The organism is Klebsiella sp. GB_Kp047, assembly GCF_040065235.1.
In the GTDB taxonomy this organism is placed as follows: domain Bacteria; phylum Pseudomonadota; class Gammaproteobacteria; order Enterobacterales; family Enterobacteriaceae; genus Klebsiella; species Klebsiella quasipneumoniae.
The window spans coordinates 269,989-292,006 of the sequence record NZ_JBEAJG010000001.1; the positions used below are offsets into that span (position 1 = coordinate 269,989).

Consider the following 22,018-nt stretch of genomic DNA (forward strand, 5'->3'; position numbering starts at 1 on the left):
GATGAAGCAGGCACAACGTAAGCAACCGGTCGTCAGCGTGGAGAACGCGCCTGGCGAAGTGATTCTCCTGCCGCCGGTGCAGGTCCGGCGCACCACGCCAACCGTCACGCGCTGGCTGCGTGAGCTCATCCAGCGCCTGCTGCCCCCGCTGCTGGGGCTGGGGGTGCTACTGCTGGCCTGGCAGCTGGCGGCGATGCACAGCAAAGGCTTTCCCACGCCGCTGAGCACGCTGGACTCGGCGCTGACCCTGTTTGCCGATCCGTTCTATCAGGACGGGCCGAATGACATGGGCATCGGCTGGAACGTGCTGGCTTCTCTGCAGCGCGTGGCGGTGGGCTTCGGCCTGGCGGCGCTGGCGGGCATTCCGCTGGGTTTTTTGATCGGCCGTTCGCTGTTCTTCGCCCGCATGTTTAATCCGCTGATTGCTCTGCTGCGCCCGGTCAGCCCGCTGGCCTGGCTGCCGATTGGCCTGCTGCTGTTCCAGAAGGCGGAGCCGGCTTCCAGCTGGACCATTTTTATCTGCTCCATCTGGCCGATGGTGATCAACACCGCGGAAGGCGTGCGGCGGATCCCGCAGGACTATCTCAACGTCGCCCGCGTCCTCCAGCTCTCGGAGTGGACGGTGATGCGCAAAATTCTCTTTCCGGCGGTGCTGCCGGCGGTGCTCACCGGCGTGCGCCTCTCCATCGGCATCGCCTGGCTGGTGATCGTGGCGGCGGAAATGCTCACCGGCGGGCTGGGGATCGGCTTCTGGATCTGGAACGAGTGGAACAACCTCAATGTGGAAAACATCATCATCGCCATCGTCATTATCGGCGTCGTCGGCCTGCTGCTGGAGCAGGGTCTGATGCTGCTCGCCCGCCGCTTTAGCTGGCAGGAAAAATAAGGAGCCAACATGAAACCATTAATTCAGGTGCAGGCCGTCAGCCAGCGCTTCAACACCGCCAGCGGCGAGTTTCTGGCGCTGCAGAATGTCTCCTTCGATATCGTCGAAGGGGAGACCATTAGCCTGATCGGCCACTCGGGTTGCGGAAAATCGACTCTGCTAAACCTGATCGCCGGGATCACCACCCCTACCGAGGGCGGACTACTGTGCGATAACCGGGAAATCGCCGGGCCCGGGCCGGAGCGGGCGGTGGTTTTCCAGAACCACTCGCTGCTGCCGTGGCTGAGCTGTTTCGACAATGTGGCGCTGGCGGTGGATCAGGTGTTCCGTCGCACCATGAGCAAGCATGAGCGTCGGGAGTGGATTGAACACAATCTCGCGCGCGTGCAGATGGGTCATGCGCTGCATAAACGGCCCGGGGAGATCTCCGGCGGCATGAAGCAGCGGGTGGGTATCGCCCGGGCGCTGGCGATGAAGCCGAAAGTGCTGCTGCTTGATGAGCCCTTCGGCGCTCTGGACGCGCTGACTCGCGCCCACCTCCAGGACACGGTGATGCAGATTCAGCAGGAGCTCAATACCACCATCGTCATGATCACCCACGACGTTGATGAAGCGGTGCTGCTCTCCGACCGGGTGCTGATGATGACCAACGGCCCGGCAGCGACGGTCGGCGAGATCCTCTCGGTCGATCTGCCGCGTCCGCGCCACCGCGTTCAGCTGGCGGACGACAGCCGGTATCACCATCTGCGCCAGCAGATCCTCCATTTCCTGTATGAAAAACAGCCGAAAGCGGCGTAAGGAGGCGGTCATGACGCGGCGACTGGTGGTGATCGGTAACGGCATGGCGGCCACCCGTATGGTGCAGCGGCTGGTTGAGCGCGACCCTGCGCGGTTTGCCATTACCGTCGTCGGCGACGAGCCGCACCCGGCCTATAACCGCATCCAGCTCTCGCCGCTGCTGGCTGGCGAAAAAACAGCGGCGCAGCTCCCGTTGCTGCCGGCGGAGTGGTACACCCGGCACGGGGTGTGCCTGCGGTCTGGCGAAGCGGTGAATGAAGTCGATGTTGTGCAACGGCGGCTGCGCATCGCGGAGACCTGGCTGCCGTGGGATGAGCTGGTGTTCGCCACCGGTTCGCGGCCCTTTTTCCCGCCGCTGCCGGGCATTGATCGTCCGCAGGTTATGCCCTTCCGCACCCTGGCGGACGTGGAACGTATTCTGGCGATATCCGGCCCGGCGGTGGTGATTGGCGGTGGGGTGCTGGGTGTGGAAGCGGCGGCAGCGCTGCGTCGCCACGGCGGGGAGGTCACTCTCCTGCATCGCGGCAGCGGATTAATGGCGCCGCTGACCGACGCTTTTGCCGCCGATGAGCTCAGGCAGCAGCTTGAAGCGCGCGGCATTCGCTGTGTGCTGGAGTGCCGGATCGCCGCCATCGACGCCGACGGCGTGCGGCTGGCGGATGGGCGCGTATTCCGCGCCAACAGAGTGGTGCTGGCGACCGGCGTGCAGCCCAACAGCCGTCTGGCGGCGCAGTCCGGTGTGCTGTGCCAGCGGGGGATCGTGGTTGACCGCCAGATGGCCGCCTCGCTGCCGGGGATCAGCGCCATTGGCGAATGTTGCGAAATTGACGGCCACACCTGGGGGCTGGTGGCTCCCTGCCTGCGTCAGGCCGAGGTGCTGGCGGATCGCCTGTGCGGCGTCCCCAGCGCGGGCTTTGTCTGGCAGGACGTCGGCACTCGGCTGAAGGTCACCGGCATTGAACTCTTTAGCGCTGGCGAGCAGCAGGCCGGCGAACAGGATGACATTTTTACCAGCTGGGACCCCATCGACCGCCACTATCGTCGCCTGCTGCTGCGCGACGGCCGCCTGCGCGGCGTGCTGCTGATGGGCGACTGCACTGCCGCCGCCGCGCTCACCGCGCGCCTGGAAAGCGACGAGCCCGCCACCGCGGACTGGCTTTTTGACCCTTCTTCAACGCAGCCGCAGGCTGCAGGAATAATGACGATGACGAAACCTGTATTAGTGCTGGTGGGACATGGCATGGTCGGCCACCATTTTCTCGAACAATGCGTGAGCCGCAACCTGCATGAGCAATATCGTATCGTGGTGTTTGGCGAAGAGCGTTACGCCGCCTACGACCGGGTGCACCTCTCCGAATATTTCGCCGGACGCAGCGCCGAATCGCTGTCGCTGGTGGCCGATGATTTCTTTCACCGGCACGGCATCGAACTCCGCCTCGGCAAGGCGGTGGCGACGATCGACCGCGACGCGCGGCTGGTGCGGGACGCCGAGGGACATGAAACCCACTGGGATAAACTGGTGCTGGCGACCGGCTCCTATCCCTTTGTTCCGCCTGTCCCTGGCAACGATCTCGACGGGTGCTTTGTCTATCGCACCCTTGACGATCTCGACCGCATCGCCGCCCATGCCGCCGCGGCGAAGCGCGGGGTGGTGATCGGTGGCGGCCTGCTCGGGCTGGAGGCCGCCAACGCCCTGAAACAGCTGGGGCTGGAGACGCACGTGGTGGAGTTTGCCCCGAACCTGATGGCCGTCCAGCTGGATAACGGCGGGGCGGCGATGCTGCGGGAGAAGATCGTCGCCCTCGGCGTGGGGGTGCATACCAGCAAAGCCACCACCGCCATCGTGAGCGAGGCCGACGGCCTGCGGCTGAACTTTGCCGACGGCGGCACGCTGTTGACCGACATGGTGGTCTTCTCGGCGGGGATCCGCCCGCAGGACGCGCTGGCCCGCGGCTGCGCGCTGCAGGTCGGCGAGCGCGGGGGGATTGGCATTGATGGCCAGTGCCGCACCTCTGACCCGGACGTGCTGGCGATAGGCGAATGCGCCCTGTGGGATAATAAAATTTACGGCCTGGTGGCGCCGGGCTATCAGATGGCGCGGATCGCCGCAGCCACCCTCGCAGGAGAGGACGCCTGCTTTAGCGGTGCCGACATGAGCACCAAACTGAAGCTGCTGGGGGTTGACGTGGCCTCGTTTGGCGATGCGCAGGGGCGCACGCCGGGCTGCCAGAGCTATCAATGGACCGACGGTCCGCAGCAGGTTTACAAAAAAATCGTCGTCAGTCAGGACGGCAAAGCCCTGCTTGGCGGCGTGCTGGTGGGGGACGCCAGCGACTATGCCACGCTGCTGCAGATGATGCTGAACGGCATGGCGCTGCCGCCGCGTCCGGAGAGCCTGATCCTGCCGGCGCTGGAGGGGGCCGCGCCGAAGGCGCTGGGGGTGGCGGCGCTGCCCGACAGCGCGCCGATCTGCTCCTGCCATAACGTCAGCAAAGGCGATATCTGCCAGGCGGTGAACAATGGCGCGGGGGATATGGCGGCGATAAAAAGCCGTACCAGAGCGGCCACCGGCTGCGGCGGCTGCAGCGCGCTGGTGAAACAGGTGATGGAGCACCAGCTGGCGGCGCAGGGCGTCGAAGTGAAAAAAGATGTCTGCGAGCATTTCCCGTGGTCGCGCCAGGAGATCTACCACCTGGTGCGGGTCAACCATATCCATACCTTCGAGCAGCTGATTAGCCGCTACGGCCAGGGGCACGGCTGCGAGGTTTGTAAACCGCTGGTGGCCTCGGTGCTGGCCTCCTGCTGGAACGAATACCTGCTGAAGCCGGCGCACCTGCCGCTGCAGGATACCAACGATCGCTATTTCGCCAACATTCAGAAGGACGGAACCTATTCGGTGGTGCCGCGGATGGCGGCGGGGGAAGTGACGCCGGACGGGCTGATCGCCATCGGGCAGATCGCCAAACGTTATCAGCTCTACAGCAAAGTGACCGGCGGCCAGCGCATCGACCTGTTTGGCGCGCGGCTGGAACAGCTGCCGGCTATCTGGCGCGAGCTGGCCGACGCCGGGTTTGAAACCGGCCACGCCTATGGCAAGTCGCTGCGCACGGTGAAGTCCTGCGTCGGCGCAACCTGGTGTCGCTACGGCGTGCAGGACTCCACCGGGCTCGCGGTGCGGCTTGAGCATCGCTATAAAGGGCTACGCGCCCCGCACAAGATCAAGATGGCGGTCTCTGGCTGCACCCGCGAGTGCGCCGAAGCCCAGGGCAAAGATATCGGAGTGATTGCCACCGACAAAGGCTGGAATCTCTACGTCTGCGGCAACGGCGGAATGAAACCGCGTCACGCCGACCTGTTTGCCAGCGATCTCGACGAAGCGACGCTGATCCGCAGCATCGATCGTCTGCTGATGTTCTATATCCGTACCGCCGACCGCCTGCAGCGCACCAGCACCTGGATGGACAACCTGGAGGGCGGCGTCGCCTACCTGCGGCAGGTGGTGCTGGAGGATAGCCTCGGCATTGGCGAGGAGCTGGAGCAGGAGATGGCCCGCATCGTCGACAGCTACCAGTGCGAGTGGCAGACCACCCTCAACGATCCTCAGCGTCTGGCGCTGTTCCGCTCCTTCGTTAACAGCGACCAGCCCGACGAGGCGGTGCAGCGCCACGATCTGCGCGGTCAGCCGCAGCCGTTGCCTGCTGAAGCGTTGCCCGAAGGCGAACTCCCATCCCGGCCGTGGCAGGCGATTTGCGACCTTGACGCCATTCCGGCGCAGGCGGGGATCGGCGCCCGGTTAGGCGAGCGGCAGATCGCCCTGTTCCGCTTCGGCGATCGGGTGTATGCCCTGGACAACCGCGAGCCGGGCAGCGCGGCCAACGTGCTGTCGCGGGGGCTGCTAGGGGACGTCGGCGGGGAACCGGTGGTGATCTCCCCGCTGTACAAACAGCGGATTCGCCTGCGCGACGGCTGGCCGTGCGACGGCGGTGAACAGGCGGTGCGCGCCTGGCCGGTGAAAGTGGAAAACGGCAAAGTGTGGGTGGGCAGCCAGCAGCTGCTGGCGCGAGCGGAGGCCTCCTGATGAATACCATCCGAACGACCTGTCCCTACTGCGGCGTAGGCTGTGGGGTGCTGGCGAGCGTAGATGACGCGGGGCGGGTGAGCGTGCGCGGCGACGACCAGCACCCGGCCAACCTCGGCCGTCTGTGCGTCAAAGGGGCTGCCCTCGGGGAGACCACGGGCCTGGCGGGGCGGCTGCTGGCGCCGGAGGTGGACGGCCAGAAGGTGACCTGGCCTCAGGCGCTGGCGGAGACCGCTTCTCGCCTGCAGCAGGTTATCGACCAGCACGGCCCGCAGGCGGTGGCCTTCTACGCCTCCGGCCAGCTGTTAACCGAGGATTACTATGCCGCCAACAAGCTGATGAAGGGGTTTATCGGCGCGGCGAACATCGACACCAATTCGCGGCTATGCATGTCGTCGGCGGTGACCGGCTACAAGCGGGCCTTTGGCGCCGACGTGGTGCCCTGTAGCTATGAGGATGTGGAAAACAGCGATCTGGTGGTACTGGTCGGCTCAAACGCTGCCTGGGCGCATCCGGTGCTGTACCAGCGTCTGGCGCAGGCGAAGCGGGACAATCCCCGGTTGCAGATCGTGGCGATCGATCCCCGACGCACCGCCACCTGCGAGATCGCCGATCGCCATCTGGCGCTGGCGCCGGGAAGTGACGGCGGGCTGTTCGTGGGGTTGCTTAACGCCCTGGCGCAGGCTGGAGCCTGCGTCGACGGTTTTCGCGATGGCGCGCAGGCGCTGGCCGAAGCGAGTGGCTGGGACGTGGCGAAAGTAGCTGATTTTTGCGGCCTGGCTGCCGATGAGGTGGCGGGTTTCTATCGCGATTTTATCGCCGCCCCGCGGGCCATCACCCTCTACACCATGGGAATTAACCAGTCAGCCAGCGGCAGCGACAAATGTAATGCCATCATCAACGTCCATCTGGCTAGCGGAAAGTATGGCCGCCGCGGCTGCGGCCCCTTTTCGCTGACCGGTCAACCCAACGCCATGGGTGGGCGCGAAGTCGGCGGGCTGGCGACGATGCTGGCGGCGCACATGGATTTTGTGCCGGCCGATCTGCAGCGGCTGGCCCGCTTTTGGGGAACCGAGCGGCTGGCGCAGACTCCGGGGTTGACCGCCGTGGAGCTGTTTGCCGCCATCGGCCGCGGCGAGGTGAAAGCGGTCTGGATCATGGGCACCAATCCGGTGGTGTCCCTCCCCGACAGCCACGCGGTGAGCCAGGCGCTGGCCGGCTGTCCGCTGGTGATCGTCTCGGATGTCGCCGCTGAGACGGATACCGGACATTTCGCCCACATCCGTTTTCCGGCGCTGGCCTGGGGCGAGAAAAATGGCACGGTCACCAACTCGGAGCGGCGCATCTCCCGTCAGCGCAGCTTTCTGCCGCCGCCGGGGGAGGCGAAAGCGGACTGGTGGATCATCGCCCGAGTGGGGCAGGCGCTGGGATATCGCGAGGCGTTTGCCTGGCAGCATCCGCATGACGTTTTCCGCGAGCATGCGGCGCTGTCCGGTTTCGAAAACGACGGCCAGCGGGCGTTTGATATCGGCGCGCTGGCGGATCTCAGCCGCGAGGCGTGGGACGCCATGGCGCCGGTCCGCTGGCCAGTCAGCCGCCGCCGCGCCGACCTGGATGTCACGCGCGGCTGGCATCGCGATGGCCGGTTGCGAATGGTGCCGGTGACGCCTCAGCCGACCCGGGCGGCAACCGATGTCTTTTATCCGCTGATCCTCAACAGCGGGCGGATCCGCGATCAGTGGCACACCATGACCCGCACCGGTGCCGTGCCGCGGCTGATGCAGCATATCGCGGAGCCGGTGGTGGAGGTGGCGCCGCAGGACGCCGTTCGTTACCAGCTTGTCGCCGAGGGGCTGGCGCGGATCTGGTCGCGCCATGGGGTGATGGTGGCGAAAGTGGCGATCAGCGAAGGCCAGCGCCCCGGCTCGCTGTTTGTCCCCATGCACTGGAACAATCAGTTCGCCCGCCAGGGGCGGGTGAATAACCTGCTGGCCGCCGTCACGGACCCGCATTCCGCCCAGCCGGAGAGTAAACAGGCGGCGGTGGCCATCGCCGCCTGGCAGCCTGCCTGGCACAGCGAACTGTTTTGTCGCGAACCGCTGCCATTTCCTGCGGCCTGGCACTGGCGGCGGCGGGCGGCGACAGGAGTGCTGCACTACTCGCTGGCCGGGGAGGCGTCAGCCCGCCAGTGGCTCAGGGTCTGGTGCGAGCAGCGCGGCTGGCAGCTGCAGATAGCAGACGGCGGCGCAGTGTGGAACCTGCTGGCGTGGCATCAGGGGAGGCTGATGCTGGGCTGGTGGAGCGATGCGCGCGAGCCGGCGGTGGATAGCGCAGGAGTAAGCGCCGCCTTCGCCACGCCGCCGTCCGATGCCGCCCGGCGCCATGCGCTGCTCAGCGGCCGACCGGACGCCGCCGCCGCGCCGCCGGGGCGGATTGTCTGCAGCTGCTTTGGGGTCGGCGAGCGGGCGATCGGCGAGGCCATCGCCAGCGGCTGCGCCAGCGTCGGGGCTTTGGGCACCAGGCTGAAGTGCGGGACCAACTGCGGCTCCTGCGTGCCGGAGCTCAACGCGCTGCTGGCGACGCAACCGGCCCGCGCCGGGGCCTAACGGCGCGGCGATATCTTCTGTGGTTGGGCGACAGATTGCCCAACCGGTTTCAGCATATTCCTGGAATTGTCCGCAGGGCTGCGGGAGAGGGGAAAAAACGATAAACTAAAACCATCTTCCAATTTTTTCTGCGAGCCCGCGCAAAACCAGTTGATGCCTGTGTCGTACCGTTTGCTGCCATCCCTGATCTTTCTCCTGCTGCTGCCGGGCGTTCCCGTCTGGGCGCTGACCGCCAGCCACACCACTTTTACTCCCCAGGAAGAACCTTCCTTGCCCGATTTGGGGATCGCCCCGCAGGTCGATGACGACGCCAGACACTTTGCCGAAGTGGCTAAGAAGTTCGGCGAGGCCAGCATGAGCGATAACGGACTGACGGCGGGCGAACAGGCGCAGATGTTCGCCATTAACAAACTCGGCAATGAAGTGAGCCACCAGCTGGAGAGCTGGCTCTCGCCATGGGGCAACGCCAATGTCGACCTGCTGGTCGATAAAGAGGGGAAGTTCACCGGCAGTAAAGGGAGCTGGTTCGTGCCATTGCAGGATAACGATCGCTACCTGACGTGGAACCAGTATTCGGTGACCCGGCGCGAGAACGATCTGGTGGGCAACATTGGGCTTGGCCAGCGCTGGCGGGTCGGCGGCTGGCTGCTGGGCTATAACTCGTTTTATGACAAGGTGCTGAGCGAAAGCCTGGCTCGCGGCAGCGTCGGCGCCGAGGCGTGGGGAGAATATCTCCGCCTGTCGGCGAACTACTACCATCCGCTGGGCGACTGGCAGCTGCGGGAGAATCAAACCCAGGAGCAGCGGATGGCCGCAGGGTATGACGTTACCGCCCAGGCGCGACTGCCGTTTTATGAGCACATCAACACCAGCGTCAGCGTCGAACAATACTTCGGCGACAGCGTCGATCTGTTTCATACCGGCACTGGCTACCATAACCCGGTGGCCGTCTCCGTCGGGCTCAATTACACCCCGGTCCCGCTGGTCACCGTGACCGCCAAACATAAGCAAGGGGAAAATGGCGTCAGCCAGAATAACGTTGGCCTGAAGCTCAACTACCGCTTTGGTGTGCCGCTCAAGCAGCAGCTGGCGGCGGACGAGGTGGCGTTCAGCAACTCGCTGCGCGGCAGCCGCTTCGACAGCCCGGAGCGGGATAATCTGCCGGTTGTGGAGTATCGGCAGCGCAAAAATCTGACGGTCTATCTGGCCACGCCGCCCTGGGATCTACAGTCCGGGGAGACGGTGCAGCTGAAGCTGCAGATCCATAGTCTGCACGGTATCAAGTCGCTGCACTGGCAGGGCGACACCCAGGCGCTCAGCCTGACGCCGCCGGTGGATGCCCGCAGCCCCGATGGCTGGAGCGTGATTATGCCGGTGTGGAACAGTGAACCGGGCGCCGCGAACCGCTGGCGCCTGTCGGTGGTGGTAGAGGATAAACAGGGGCAGCGCGTCTCATCCAATGAGATCGCCCTGGCGCTGACCGAGCCGCTGGTCAAGTTCACCGCGCCAGGCGTCTCCTGGACGGACTCGCCTTAAAAAATTCGCTCCTGATGGACCCATACCGCGGCTTCCACCCGGGATTTGAGCTTCATTTTCTTCAGCATGTGCTTGACGTGCACTTTGACGGTGCTTTCGGTGATATCCAGTCGGCGGGCGATCATTTTGTTCGGCAGCCCCTGGGCGATCAGCTTGAGGATGTCGCGCTCGCGCGGGGTCAGCTGGCTGATGTCGCGATCGGAGGTGGCGCGGTTGGCGCGCAGGCTGGCGGCCAGCACCGGGGTTAACGCTTCGCTTAATACCATTTCTCCGGCGGCCGCCTGCTGCAGCGCTTTCAGCAGATCTTCCGGCTCCATGTCTTTCAGCAGATAGCCATCGGCGCCGCGCTTGAGGGCGGTAACAACGTCCTCTTCATGGTTAGAGACGCTGAAGACCACCACCCGCCCAGACAGCGATTTCTCACGCAGTTTGTCCAGCGTTTCCAGGCCGTTCATGCCCGGCATATTGAGGTCCAGCAGGATCAGATCCGGATCCAGCGACTCCGCCAGCTCGATACCTTGCGCGCCATTGCTGGCTTCGCCAATCACCTGGATGTCCGGCGCCATGCTAATCAATTGTTTCACGCCGGTGCGCAGCATCGGATGGTCGTCAATGAGAAGGATGGTTGCCCGTTCCTGTTGACTCATGGGGGTCTCCTTATTGGATGGAAAACGTTTTTTCCGGGATAAACGTGACGATCACTTCGGTCCCGCCGGTTTCCCGGCGCCGAACCTGACAGTCGCCGCGCAGGCTTTGCGCGCGATCCCGCATAATAATTAAACCGTAATGGTTACTCCGCTCGGCGTGGTCCGGCACGCCGCGGCCGTTATCCGCCACCACCAGACGGACCTGGTTATCGCGTTGTGACACCGTCACGGTCACTTCCGTCGCGCTGGCATGCTTCAGGGCGTTGCTTAACGCTTCGCGGGCGATCTGCAGCAGGTGTATGGCCTGATGCGACGGCACAAAGCGCGGCGGAAGCTGATAATCAAGTTGCACCGTAAAGCCGAAGTGGGCGCTGTACTCCTGACAGCTGGCCTCCAGCGCCGGGCGCAGGCCCGGCTCGGTCAACTGCAGGCGGAAGGTGGTTAACAGCTCCCGCAGTTGGGCCCACGAGGTATTCAGCTCGTTACGAATTTGCCCCAGCAGCTGGCGGCTCTCCACCGGCAAAGCGTCGCCCTGCATCTGCAGGCAGCTGACCTGCATCTTCATACAGGATAGCGACTGGGCGATGGAGTCATGCAGCTCGCGAGCGATAGTGGCCCGCTCTTCCATGACGATCAGCTGCTGCTGTTTCTCCTGATGGCGGTCCAGCGCCAGAGTGCTGGTCAGTTGTTCAACCAACGTATCCACCAGCTGCTGCTGATCGTGGCTGAGATGACGGCCAACCGGCAGCGTCGCCAGCAGGATGCCGTACTGATTATGCGCATCCGACAGCCGCCACTTCAGCGTTGTGCCGCCATCCGGTAGCGGCGGCAGGTTGCGTGGGCAGAGGTAGCAGCCCATGTCATCACATTCATTATCCGAGTGGCAGGTAAACTCCTGATGGTTGTCTTCATCTTCCAGATCGTAGACCCGCACCTCGATATCGCGCAGCAGCGTCAGACCCTGCAGACCGTTCAGCACCGGCGAAATGCGTTCGCAGAGCGGGGCGTTGGCGTGCAGCCGGCGGTTGGCCTGCCATAAGAAGGCGAGGATCTCGTTCTTCTGTTCCAGCCCGGCGGTCTTCTCCTGCACCCGGCGCTCCAGCACGGCGTAGCTTTCCGCCAGCTCTTCCGACATGTTATTTAGCGCCATGCCAAGAGTCGCCATTTCGTTGCGCCCGCTGATGTGCGCCCGCTGGGTGAAATCACGCTGGCTCACCGCTCGCGCCATGCTCAGCAGCTGTTTCCATGGCCGCAGCAGTCGGGCGCGTAGCCAGATGATGGTGAAGATCAGCAGTAGCGCCATGCCGATGGCGAGGAGGCGATGGATCCAGACTACCCGTTCGATACGCTGCTCGGTGGTATGGTCGAATGCGGTCACCAGCTGGTCGATACGATCGACAAAGTCGGCGACATCCTGGGCGACCTCCGCCTGGTTGACCGCGCGCTGCATGCCGGGAGCCAGCGCCAGCTGCCAGTACTGCTGCAGGGCCTGCAGCTGGCGCTCCTGTCCGTCGCGGCGGGCGGAGTTTTGCAGCTCCGGACTAAAGACGGTGGCGGTCATATCATCGACCAGCTTTTGATCGTGTTCATTCAGCGGGATCGCCGCCAGCAGCCGGTAGCTCTGCATGCGTAATGACCCAGCTTTGTTAATGGCGTGCGCGCTGCCCTGCACGCCGTTGACCAGGCGCGCGGAGATCGCCATGCCGGCGACGCCTGTAAGGGTGGCAAGCAGGACGATCAACGCCAGTTGATTGACCAGCGTCAGCGGGGTAAAAAGACGTTTTAACATGGAATGCGTGGCTCCTGACCGGTCGTGTCTCCGGGAGTGGCGCTTATTCTCGGCTATCCCCTGGAGTATACCCATACCCCCAAAGAGTTACTCCTTAATTGTCGGTGGTAGGCACCGTTGGGAGAGGGGTTATACGCATCCCGGCAGCCGTGTGAAAAACCACACTTTTTTTCCCACCATTCTCTACTCACTTCGGAGCATGGTCTATTTTTGCACAAATTAGTCCGCGCTTTTCCTTTGATTTATATCAACTTACCGCCCCGGGCAACCCCTAAGGTAGCGGCAGGAAATATGAATAATCAGAGGTATCTATGAGTCAATCTTCCCTCCCGGAGAAGGCTAATCGCTCGGTCATTACCGACTGGCGGCCTGAAGATCCTGAATTCTGGCAACAGCGCGGCCACCATGTGGCGAGCCGCAATTTATGGATCTCCGTTCCCTGTCTGTTACTGGCGTTCTGCGTATGGATGTTGTTCAGCGCCGTTGCCGTTAACCTCAACAAAGTGGGCTTTCAGTTTACGACCGATCAGCTGTTTATGCTGACCGCGCTGCCGGCGCTCTCCGGCGCGTTGTTGCGCGTGCCTTACGCCTTTATGGTGCCGCTGTTCGGCGGCCGTCGCTGGACGGCGTTCAGCACCGGGATCATGATTGTGCCGTGCGTGTGGCTGGGCTTTGCGGTCCAGGATACTTCCACGCCGTTTAGCGTCTTCGTCATCATCTCTCTGCTGTGCGGCTTCGCCGGGGCCAACTTCGCCTCCAGTATGGCCAACATCAGTTTTTTCTTCCCGAAAGCGAAGCAGGGCGGGGCGCTGGGCGTCAACGGCGGCCTCGGCAATATGGGCGTCAGCGTGATGCAGCTGGTCGCACCGCTGGTGGTGTCGGTCTCGGTGTTTGCCATTTTTGGCGGGACCGGCAGCCAGCAGCCTGACGGCTCGATGCTGTATCTGGAAAACGCCGCGTGGATCTGGGTACCTTTCCTGATTATCTTCACCCTGGCGGCGTGGTTCTTTATGAACGACCTGTCAGCTTCCAAAGCCTCGCTGAGCGAACAGCTGCCGGTGCTTAAACGCCTGCATCTGTGGATCATGGCGCTGCTCTATCTGGCGACCTTCGGCTCCTTTATCGGTTTCTCCGCCGGTTTTGCCATGCTGTCGAAAACCCAGTTCCCGGACGTGCAGATCCTGCACTACGCCTTCTTCGGTCCGTTTATTGGCGCGCTGGCGCGTTCGATGGGCGGGGCGATCTCCGACCGTCTCGGCGGTACCCGCGTGACGCTGGTGAACTTCGTGGTGATGGCTGTCTTCTGCGCGCTGCTGTTCCTGACGCTGCCGACCAATGGCCAGGGCGGCAACTTCATCGCCTTCTTTGCAGTGTTTATGGTGCTGTTCCTTACCGCCGGGCTGGGCAGCGCCTCCACCTTCCAGATGATCTCCGTGATCTTCCGTAAGCTGACCATGGACCGGGTGAAGGCCCAGGGCGGCAGCGAAGCCCAGGCGATGCGCGAGGCGGCGACCGATACCGCGGCGGCGCTGGGCTTTATCTCCGCCATTGGCGCCATCGGCGGCTTCTTTATTCCGAAGGCGTTCGGTATCTCGCTGGATCTGACCGGCTCGCCGGCCGGCGCGATGAAAGTATTCCTGATCTTCTATATCGCCTGCGTGATCATCACCTGGGCGGTATACGGCCGTAAGCGTCAGTAATTCGCCGTAGTCGATGTCGCTTCCTAAAGGCGCACTCCTGAGGGAGGCGCCTTTTTTACTGGCTTTATTAGTTACAACATACTAATGAGTGTTTTTATTCGTTTTGACCACTGAGCCGGGAAGGGATGGCTTACCAGCGTTACCGCTCTACCCCTTAATACCTCCCTGGTGAACCATCCCGCGTCTGGCGAGCTATTTTTCGCTAAAAAACCTTAAAAAACATCAAATTAAAAAACTGAGTTTTGTACCACCTTGGTGGTAATTGCCAATTTGCGCCACGTTAACAAGCCAGTCCGTATTGATCGCTATCAATTCCCGCCCGCTTTCATGGCGTTACCTTCGCTGCAAATCCAGCAATGTCGATTTATCAGAGAGCCGTCAGGCTCCATATCAGGAGAAACCCGATGAGTAAATTCCTGGACCGGTTTCGCTACTTCAAACAGAAGGGTGAAACCTTTGCCGATGGGCACGGCCAGCTTCTAAACACCAACCGGGACTGGGAGGATGGATACCGTCAACGTTGGCAGCATGACAAAATTGTGCGTTCCACTCACGGTGTTAACTGCACCGGTTCATGCAGCTGGAAGATTTATGTCAAAAACGGGCTGGTGACCTGGGAAACCCAGCAAACGGACTATCCGCGCACCCGTCCGGACCTGCCAAACCACGAACCGCGCGGCTGCCCGCGCGGCGCCAGCTACTCCTGGTATCTGTACAGCGCGAACCGCCTGAAATACCCGCTGATGCGCAAACGCCTGATGAAGATGTGGCGGGAGGCGAAGGTTCAGCATAGCGATCCGGTCGCGGCATGGGCCTCGATTATCGAAGACGCCGACAAAGCCAAAAGCTTCAAACAGGCTCGCGGTCGCGGCGGGTTTGTCCGCTCCTCATGGCAGGAAGTGAACGAGCTGATTGCCGCCTCCAACGTCTATACCGTGAAAACTTACGGTCCGGACCGCGTGGCCGGCTTCTCGCCGATCCCGGCGATGTCGATGGTCTCCTACGCCTCCGGCGCCCGTTACCTGTCGCTGATCGGCGGCACTTGCCTGAGCTTCTACGACTGGTACTGCGACCTGCCGCCGGCCTCGCCGATGACCTGGGGCGAGCAGACCGATGTGCCGGAATCCGCCGACTGGTACAACTCCAGCTATATCATCGCCTGGGGCTCCAACGTGCCGCAGACCCGTACCCCGGATGCGCACTTCTTTACCGAAGTTCGCTATAAAGGGACCAAAACCGTGGCTATCACTCCGGACTACGCCGAAATCGCCAAGCTCTGCGATCTGTGGCTGGCGCCGAAGCAGGGTACCGATGCCGCGATGGCACTGGCGATGGGCCACGTGATGCTGCGTGAGTTCCATCTTGATAAGCCGAGCCAGTATTTCACCGATTACGTGCGTCGCTACACCGACATGCCGATGCTGGTGATGCTTGAGGAGCGCGACGGCTATTACGCCGCCGGCCGCACGCTGCGCGCGTCCGACCTCGTGGATTCCCTTGGTCAGGAAAAGAATCCGGAATGGAAGACCGTCGCCTTTGACGAGAAAGGCGATCTCACCGTGCCGAACGGTTCCCTCGGATTCCGCTGGGGCGATAAAGGCAAATGGAACCTCGAACAGCGCGATGGCAAAACCGGCGAAGAGATTGAGCTGCGTCTGAGTCTGCTCGGCAGCCATGACGAGGTGGCGGACGTTGGCTTCCCGTACTTCGGCGGCGAAGGTTCTGAGCACTTCAACAAAGTCGCTCTTGAAAACATTCTACTGCACAAACTGCCGGTCAAACGCCTGCAGCTGGCCGACGGCTCCAGCGCGCTGGTGACCACCGTGTACGATCTGACCATGGCCAACTATGGCCTGGAGCGCGGTCTGAACGATGACAACTGCGCCGCCAGCTATGATGAAGTGAAAGCCTACACCCCGGCCTGGGCGGAGAAAATTACCGGTGTCTCCCGCGCGCATATCATCCGTACCGCCCGCGAGTTTGCCGATAACGCCGATAAAACCCATGGTCGCTCGATGATTATCGTCGGGGCGGGTCTCAACCACTGGTTCCACCTCGACATGAACTACCGCGGTCTGATCAACATGCTGATCTTCTGCGGCTGCGTCGGCCAGAGCGGTGGCGGTTGGGCGCACTATGTGGGCCAGGAAAAACTGCGTCCACAGACCGGCTGGCAGCCGCTGGCGTTCGCCCTTGACTGGCAGCGTCCGGCACGCCATATGAACAGCACCTCGTACTTTTACAACCACTCCAGCCAGTGGCGCTATGAAACCGTGACCGCGCAGGAGCTGCTGTCGCCGATGGCGGATAAATCCCGCTACAGCGGCCATCTGATCGACTTCAACGTCCGCGCCGAGCGGATGGGCTGGCTGCCGTCGGCGCCGCAGCTGGGCGTTAACCCGCTGCGCATCGCCGATGAGGCGAAAAAAGCCGGCATGACGCCGGTGGATTACACCGTCAAATCCCTGAGAGAGGGCTCGATTCGCTTTGCGGCGGAGCAGCCGGAAAACGGTAAAAACCATCCGCGTAACCTGTTTATCTGGCGTTCCAACCTGCTGGGCTCCTCCGGTAAAGGCCATGAGTACATGCTCAAGTACCTGCTGGGTACGGAGAACGGCATTCAGGGTAAAGACCTTGGCAAGCAGGGCGGCGTGAAGCCGGAAGAAGTCGAATGGCGAGATAACGGCCTCGACGGCAAGCTGGACCTGGTGGTGACCCTCGACTTCCGTTTGTCGAGCACCTGTCTCTACTCCGACATCGTGCTGCCGACCGCCACCTGGTATGAAAAAGACGACATGAATACCTCGGATATGCATCCGTTTATTCATCCGCTGTCGGCGGCCGTTGACCCGGCCTGGGAATCGAAGAGCGACTGGGATATCTATAAAGGTATCGCGAAGAAATTCTCTGAACTGTGCGTGGGTCACCTCGGTAAAGAAACCGACGTCGTTACGCTGCCGATCCAGCATGATTCCGCCGCGGAAATGGCGCAGCCGCTGGACGTCAAAGACTGGAAGAAGGGCGAATGTGACCTGATTCCGGGGAAAACCGCGCCGCATATTATTCCGGTCGAGCGTGATTATCCGGCGACTTACGAGCGCTTCACCTCTATTGGCCCGCTGCTGGAAACCATCGGCAACGGCGGGAAAGGCATCGCCTGGAATACCCAGAGCGAAATGGACCTGCTGCGTAAGCTCAACTACACCAAGGCGGAAGGCCCGGCGAAAGGTCAGCCGAAGCTGGAGACGGCCATTGACGCCGCGGAGATGATCCTCACCCTGGCACCGGAAACGAACGGTCAGGTGGCGGTGAAGGCGTGGAAAGCGCTGAGCGAGATCACCGGCCGTGAGCACGCGCACCTGGCGCTGAACAAAGAAGACGAGAAGATCCGTTTCCGCGACATTCAGGCGCAGCCGCGGAAAATTATCTCCAGCCCGACCTGGTCAGGTCTGGAAGACGAACACGTCTCCTATAACGCCGGATACACCAACGTTCACGAGCTGATCCCATGGCGTACCCTGTCCGGTCGTCAGTCGCTGTATCAGGATCACCAGTGGATGCGCGACTTTGGCGAAAGCCTGCTGGTTTATCGTCCGCCGATTGACACCCGCTCGGTGAAAGCGGTGATGGGCGAGAAGTCCAACGGCAACCCTGAGAAGGCGCTGAACTTCCTGACCCCGCACCAGAAATGGGGTATCCACTCGACCTACAGCGATAACCTGCTGATGCTGACCCTGTCACGCGGCGGACCGATCGTCTGGATGAGCGAGGCGGATGCGAAAGATCTGGGGATCGAAGATAACGACTGGATCGAAGTGTTCAACGCCAACGGCGCCCTGACGGCGCGCGCCGTGGTGAGCCAGCGCGTGCCGGCCGGGATGACCATGATGTACCACGCGCAGGAACGCATCGTGAACCTGCCTGGCTCTGAAGTTACCGGCCAGCGCGGCGGGATCCACAACTCGGTTACCCGTATTACGCCGAAACCGACCCATATGATCGGCGGCTATGGCCATCTGGCCTATGGCTTTAACTACTACGGCACCGTCGGCTCCAACCGCGATGAGTTTGTGGTGGTACGTAAGATGAAGAACATTAACTGGTTAGACGGCGAAGGCAATGACCAGGTACAGGAGAGCGTAAAATGAAAATTCGTTCACAAGTCGGCATGGTGCTGAATCTCGATAAGTGCATCGGCTGCCACACCTGCTCGGTCACCTGTAAAAACGTCTGGACCAGCCGGGAAGGGATGGAGTACGCCTGGTTCAATAACGTGGAGAGTAAGCCTGGCGTCGGTTTTCCGAACGACTGGGAAAACCAGGAGAAATGGAAGGGCGGCTGGATCCGCAAAATCAACGGCAAGCTGCAGCCGCGCATGGGCAACCGCGCGATGCTGTTAGGTAAAATCTTCGCGAACCCGCATCTGCCGGGCATCGATGATTACTACGAGCCGTTCGATTACGACTACCAGAACCTGCATAACGCCCCGGAGAGTAAACACCAGCCGATCGCCCGTCCGCGCTCGCTGATCACCGGCCAACGGATGGACAAGATCACCAGCGGTCCGAACTGGGAAGAGATCCTCGGCGGCGAGTTTGAAAAGCGCGCCAAAGACCAGAACTTCGACAACATGCAGAAGGCGATGTACGGCCAGTTCGAGAACACCTTCATGATGTATCTGCCGCGCCTGTGCGAGCACTGCCTGAACCCGGCGTGCGTCGCGACCTGCCCGAGCGGCGCCATCTATAAGCGTGAAGAAGACGGCATCGTGCTCATCGACCAGGACAAGTGCCGCGGCTGGCGGATGTGCATCACCGGCTGCCCGTACAAGAAAATCTACTTCAACTGGAAGAGCGGAAAGTCCGAAAAGTGCATCTTCTGCTACCCGCGTATTGAATCCGGAATGCCGACGGTATGCTCCGAAACCTGCGTGGGCCGAATCCGCTATCTCGGCGTCCTGTTGTATGACGCGGATGCGATCGAAAATGCCGCCAGCACCGAGAACGAGAAAGATCTCTATCAGCGTCAACTGGACGTGTTCCTCGATCCGAACGACCCGAAAGTGATTGAGCAGGCGCTGAAAGATGGCGTACCGCAGGGGGTGATTGAAGCCGCGCAGCAGTCGCCTGTCTGGAAAATGGCGATGGACTGGAAGCTGGCCCTGCCGCTGCACCCGGAATATCGCACCCTGCCGATGGTCTGGTACGTGCCGCCGCTGTCGCCGATTCAGTCCGCCGCCGATGCCGGCGAACTCGGCAGCAATGGGATCCTGCCGGACGTGGAAAGCCTGCGTATTCCGGTGCAGTATCTGGCGAACCTGCTGACCGCCGGCGATACCCAACCGGTCCTGTTGGCCCTGAAGCGGATGCTGGCGATGCGTCACTATAAGCGGGCGGAAACCGTTGACGGCGTTGTCGATACCCGCGCGCTGGATGAGGTGGGCTTAAGCGAAGCGCAGGCTCAGGAGATGTACCGCTACCTGGCGATCGCTAACTACGAAGATCGTTTCGTGGTGCCAAGCAGCCATCGTGAACAGGCGCGGGAAGCGTTCCCGGAGAAAAACGGCTGCGGCTTTAGCTTTGGTGACGGCTGCCACGGCTCTGACAGCCAGTTCAACCTGTTCAACAGCCGTCGCATCGACGCCATCGACGTGACCAGCAAAACGGAGCCGCACGCATGATTGAACTTGTGATTGTGTCGCGCCTGCTCGAATACCCTGACGCTGCCTTATGGCAGCATCAGCAGGAGATGTTCGAGGCGCTTGCGTCATCAGAGAAACTCAGCAAAGAGGATGCTCACGCGCTGGGCGTTTTTCTGCGCGATCTGCTGACTCAGGATCCGCTGGATGCCCAGGCGGCCTATAGCGAACTGTTTGACCGCGGCCGGGCCACCTCGCTGCTGCTGTTTGAACACGTGCACGGCGAATCCCGCGATCGCGGGCAGGCGATGGTTGATCTGATGGCGCAGTATGAGCGCCACGGTCTGCTGCTCGATAGCCATGAGTTGCCGGATCATCTGCCGTTGTATCTGGAGTATCTGGCGCAGCTGCCGGAAGAGGAAGCGCTTGGCGGCCTGCGGGACGTTGCGCCGATCCTCGGCCTGCTCAGCGCGCGGCTGCAGCAGCGCGAGAGCCGCTATGCGGTGCTGTTCGAACTGCTGCTGAAGCTGGCAAACACTCAGGTCGACAGCCAGAAGGTGGCGGAGAAGATTGCCGACGAAGCCCGCGACGATACGCTGCAGGCGCTGGACGCGGTCTGGGAAGAAGAACAGGTGAAATTCTTTGCCGACCAGGGCTGCGGCGAGTCGGAGATTTCCGCTCACCAGCGTCGTTTTGCCGGAGCCGTGGCCCCGCAATATCTGAATATCTCTAACGGAGGACAGCAATAATGCACTTCCTGAATATGTTCTTCTTTGACATTTATCCGTACATTGCGGGTTCAGTGTTCCTGATCGGCAGTTGGCTGCGCTACGACCACGGTCAGTACACCTGGCGCGCCGCCTCCAGCCAGATGCTGGACCGTAAGGGAATGAACCTGGCGTCGAACCTGTTCCATATCGGCATCCTCGGCATTTTCGCCGGCCACTTCCTCGGCATGCTGACCCCGCACTGGATGTATGAATCCTTCCTGCCGATCGACGTCAAGCAGAAGATGGCGATGATCGCCGGCGGCGCCTGCGGCGTGATGACCCTGGTGGGCGGTTTACTGCTGCTTAAGCGTCGTTTGCTCAGCCCACGCGTGCGCGCCACCACCACCGGCGCGGATATTCTGATCCTCTCCCTGCTGATGGTGCAGTGTGCGCTGGGTCTACTGACGATCCCATTCTCTGCCCAGCATATGGACGGCAGCGAAATGATGAAGCTGGTCGGCTGGGCGCAGTCGGTGGTCACCTTCCACGGCGGTGCGTCGCAGCACCTGGATGGCGTGGCGTTTATCTTCCGCGTCCACCTGGTGCTGGGGATGACCCTGTTCCTGCTGTTCCCATTCTCTCGCCTGGTTCATATCTGGAGCGCGCCGGTAGAGTACCTGACGCGCAAATACCAGATTGTCCGCGCCCGTCGCTAACTGGCCCGCGACCGCTGACTGACCCCGCCCTGGCGGGGTTTTTTTTCGCCCCAGCCGAGGTTATTCCCGGCGGCGGCAAACAGAATAAGCATCCCGCCGCACCACTGCATAGGGGTTAACGCATGATGGAAGACCAGATAGTCGACCCCCATCGCCACCAACGGATAAATAAAGGAGAGCGAACCGGTAATGGGCGTCGGCAGCTTCTGTATCGCGCTATATAAAAGCTGATACATGATCCCGGTATGGACGACGCCGAGGATCAGCAGATAGCGCCAGGGGAAGCTGGCAGAAAAGTCGGGCATTTGCACCAGCGGCAGCAGCATCACGACGCCGACGAGCACCTGAATAAAGGCAATATGCTGAGCAGGGAGCGGATGCAGTTTGCGGGCGATGATGGCGGTCAGGGCATAGAAAAATGCCGCGCCTAATGCCAGCAAAACGCCGGCCGTGAGACTTTCGCCGTGCGTCGGGGCAAGCTCGCTTGACAGCAGGATCACCACGCCGCCGAAGGCCAGCAGTAACCATCCCCATTTTACGGCGCTGACCCGTTCCCCCAACACCATGCCCATCAGCACCAGCATAAACGGCTGGGTGTTGTAGACCACCGTGGCCATGCCAATTGAAATACGCGAGTAGGCGGCAAACAGCAGCAGCCAGTTGATGACCAGCGCGATGCCGCCAAGTACCGCGAGGGCGAGGGTGAAGCGCGTGAGACGACTGAAGGGCTGGCGGCTGAGAACGATAAACAGCAGCAGGGTGAGCGCGCCAATCAGGCAGCGCCAGAACACCACATCAATTACCGGCAAACCAGAGAGCAGCACGAACGCGCCGATCGAGCCAGAAATTATCATCGCCAGGCTCATTTGCCAGACGCCGCGGGTAATTTGCATATTTCACCTCCAGAAGTTTTC

At 61.9% G+C, this 22,018-nt stretch carries 13 protein-coding genes; 10 read left to right on the top strand and 3 right to left on the bottom strand.

Annotation, left to right across the window (positions count from 1 at the left end):
- Position 1 precedes the first annotated feature (1 nt).
- The 5 genes from ntrB (at position 2) to ABLV76_RS01370 (ending at position 9,904) form a co-directional block, all read left to right on the top strand.
- Positions 2-886: a nitrate ABC transporter permease gene (gene ntrB / locus ABLV76_RS01350; protein WP_004203197.1), complete on the top strand. Its 885-nt coding sequence runs from the start codon at positions 2-4 to the stop codon at positions 884-886.
- A gap of 9 nt (positions 887-895) precedes the next feature.
- The gene (locus ABLV76_RS01355) at positions 896-1,684 is read left to right on the top strand and encodes an ABC transporter ATP-binding protein (RefSeq protein WP_043520495.1); all 789 of its coding nucleotides are present in this window, start codon (positions 896-898) and stop codon (positions 1,682-1,684) included.
- Positions 1,685-1,694: 10 nt separating this feature from the next.
- Positions 1,695-5,762, top strand: a complete 4,068-nt coding sequence (nirB, locus tag ABLV76_RS01360) for a nitrite reductase large subunit NirB (protein ID WP_109938716.1) — start codon at positions 1,695-1,697, stop codon at positions 5,760-5,762.
- A complete protein-coding gene (locus ABLV76_RS01365; protein ID WP_109938715.1) occupies positions 5,762-8,368 on the top strand; it encodes a nitrate reductase in 2,607 nt (868 codons plus the stop codon). The genes nirB and ABLV76_RS01365 overlap by 1 nt, the downstream gene beginning before the upstream one ends.
- 153 nt (positions 8,369-8,521) lie before the next feature.
- The gene (locus ABLV76_RS01370; RefSeq protein WP_064149755.1) at positions 8,522-9,904 is read left to right on the top strand and encodes a YchO/YchP family invasin; all 1,383 of its coding nucleotides are present in this window, start codon (positions 8,522-8,524) and stop codon (positions 9,902-9,904) included.
- On the opposite strand, the gene narL is transcribed toward ABLV76_RS01370, so the two are convergent.
- Both narL and narX read right to left on the bottom strand, forming a co-directional pair.
- Positions 9,901-10,551, bottom strand: a complete 651-nt coding sequence (gene narL / locus ABLV76_RS01375; RefSeq protein ID WP_002910198.1) for a two-component system response regulator NarL — start codon at positions 10,549-10,551, stop codon at positions 9,901-9,903. The two genes, ABLV76_RS01370 and narL, sit on opposite strands and share 4 nt — an antisense overlap.
- 10 nt (positions 10,552-10,561) lie before the next feature.
- On the bottom strand, positions 10,562-12,340 hold the full coding sequence (narX, locus tag ABLV76_RS01380; protein ID WP_348878140.1) for a nitrate/nitrite two-component system sensor histidine kinase NarX: 1,779 nt from the start codon (positions 12,338-12,340) through the stop codon (positions 10,562-10,564).
- 311 nt (positions 12,341-12,651) lie between these two features.
- Between narX and ABLV76_RS01385 the strand changes: the two genes are divergently transcribed.
- The 5 genes from ABLV76_RS01385 to narI all read left to right on the top strand — a co-directional run bounded on the left by ABLV76_RS01385 (position 12,652) and on the right by narI (position 21,104).
- Positions 12,652-14,040, top strand: coding sequence for a NarK family nitrate/nitrite MFS transporter (locus ABLV76_RS01385; protein ID WP_004203185.1), 1,389 nt, complete (start codon positions 12,652-12,654; stop codon positions 14,038-14,040).
- 404 nt (positions 14,041-14,444) lie between these two features.
- A complete protein-coding gene (locus ABLV76_RS01390) occupies positions 14,445-18,188 on the top strand; it encodes a nitrate reductase subunit alpha (protein ID WP_348878141.1) in 3,744 nt (1,247 codons plus the stop codon).
- Positions 18,185-19,720 carry a nitrate reductase subunit beta gene (narH, locus tag ABLV76_RS01395; protein WP_004203183.1) on the top strand — a complete coding sequence of 512 codons (1,536 nt, stop codon included), beginning with the start codon at positions 18,185-18,187 and terminating at the stop codon, positions 19,718-19,720. The genes ABLV76_RS01390 and narH overlap by 4 nt, the downstream gene beginning before the upstream one ends.
- Positions 19,717-20,427 (top strand): nitrate reductase molybdenum cofactor assembly chaperone, encoded by a 711-nt coding sequence (gene narJ / locus ABLV76_RS01400; RefSeq protein ID WP_049003801.1) that lies wholly within the window; start codon positions 19,717-19,719, stop codon positions 20,425-20,427. Before narH ends, narJ begins: the two co-directional genes overlap by 4 nt.
- Positions 20,427-21,104 (top strand): respiratory nitrate reductase subunit gamma, encoded by a 678-nt coding sequence (gene narI / locus ABLV76_RS01405; RefSeq protein WP_348878142.1) that lies wholly within the window; start codon positions 20,427-20,429, stop codon positions 21,102-21,104. Before narJ ends, narI begins: the two co-directional genes overlap by 1 nt.
- Here narI and ABLV76_RS01410 read toward each other — a convergent pair.
- Entirely contained in the window at positions 21,101-21,997 is an 897-nt protein-coding gene (locus ABLV76_RS01410) for a DMT family transporter (RefSeq protein WP_325926579.1), read from the bottom strand. The genes narI and ABLV76_RS01410 overlap by 4 nt on opposite strands.
- Positions 21,998-22,018 lie beyond the last annotated feature (21 nt).

What these genes read in the sequence shown, in the direction of transcription:
- narJ (WP_049003801.1), top strand. Translation starts at nt 19,717, where the DNA reads ATGATTGAACTTGTGATTGTGTCGCGCCTGCTCGAATACCCTGACGCT.
- ntrB (WP_004203197.1), top strand. Translation starts at nt 2, where the DNA reads ATGAAGCAGGCACAACGTAAGCAACCGGTCGTCAGCGTGGAGAACGCG.
- nirB (WP_109938716.1), top strand. Translation starts at nt 1,695, where the DNA reads ATGACGCGGCGACTGGTGGTGATCGGTAACGGCATGGCGGCCACCCGT.
- ABLV76_RS01355 (WP_043520495.1), top strand. Translation starts at nt 896, where the DNA reads ATGAAACCATTAATTCAGGTGCAGGCCGTCAGCCAGCGCTTCAACACC.
- ABLV76_RS01410 (WP_325926579.1), bottom strand. Translation starts at nt 21,997, where the DNA reads ATGCAAATTACCCGCGGCGTCTGGCAAATGAGCCTGGCGATGATAATT.
- ABLV76_RS01365 (WP_109938715.1), top strand. Translation starts at nt 5,762, where the DNA reads ATGAATACCATCCGAACGACCTGTCCCTACTGCGGCGTAGGCTGTGGG.
- ABLV76_RS01390 (WP_348878141.1), top strand. Translation starts at nt 14,445, where the DNA reads ATGAGTAAATTCCTGGACCGGTTTCGCTACTTCAAACAGAAGGGTGAA.
- ABLV76_RS01370 (WP_064149755.1), top strand. Translation starts at nt 8,522, where the DNA reads ATGCCTGTGTCGTACCGTTTGCTGCCATCCCTGATCTTTCTCCTGCTG.
- narL (WP_002910198.1), bottom strand. Translation starts at nt 10,551, where the DNA reads ATGAGTCAACAGGAACGGGCAACCATCCTTCTCATTGACGACCATCCG.
- narH (WP_004203183.1), top strand. Translation starts at nt 18,185, where the DNA reads ATGAAAATTCGTTCACAAGTCGGCATGGTGCTGAATCTCGATAAGTGC.
- ABLV76_RS01385 (WP_004203185.1), top strand. Translation starts at nt 12,652, where the DNA reads ATGAGTCAATCTTCCCTCCCGGAGAAGGCTAATCGCTCGGTCATTACC.
- narX (WP_348878140.1), bottom strand. Translation starts at nt 12,340, where the DNA reads ATGTTAAAACGTCTTTTTACCCCGCTGACGCTGGTCAATCAACTGGCG.
- narI (WP_348878142.1), top strand. Translation starts at nt 20,427, where the DNA reads ATGCACTTCCTGAATATGTTCTTCTTTGACATTTATCCGTACATTGCG.